1 protein-coding gene is annotated in these 268 nt (G+C 64.9%); it reads left to right on the plus strand.

The window, feature by feature from the left end:
* A partial coding sequence (locus E3W21_RS31395; RefSeq protein ID WP_218570158.1) for a hypothetical protein occupies positions 1-268 on the plus strand: 268 nt, incomplete at both ends.

The raw sequence follows: 268 nt of genomic DNA on the forward strand, positions 1-268 counted from the left end.
CGACCGGTTGGGTCTACCTCGACTCTGCTGACCTCAACTTCTCGAACCGCCCGGTGCGGACCCGCATGCCGGGTGGTGTGGCAGGGGCACGGCCAGATGGCCGTCCCCTATGCCGATTTTTCAACGCCAAAAAAGTACCCAAAAAGGCTCGCCCCGAGCGTCCGGCCCCTCGCCTAGGCTCGGCGTTCCTTCGCTCCGGTATCCATCCGGGGACACTGCCCTCCGGTCTGCTGCGCGACGACCTACATGCAGCGTGTTCGACTGCGTC

Origin of the sequence: Pseudomonas sp. F01002, from assembly GCF_004402115.1 — a bacterium.
Taxonomy (GTDB): Bacteria; Pseudomonadota; Gammaproteobacteria; order Pseudomonadales; family Pseudomonadaceae; genus Aquipseudomonas; species Aquipseudomonas frigoris.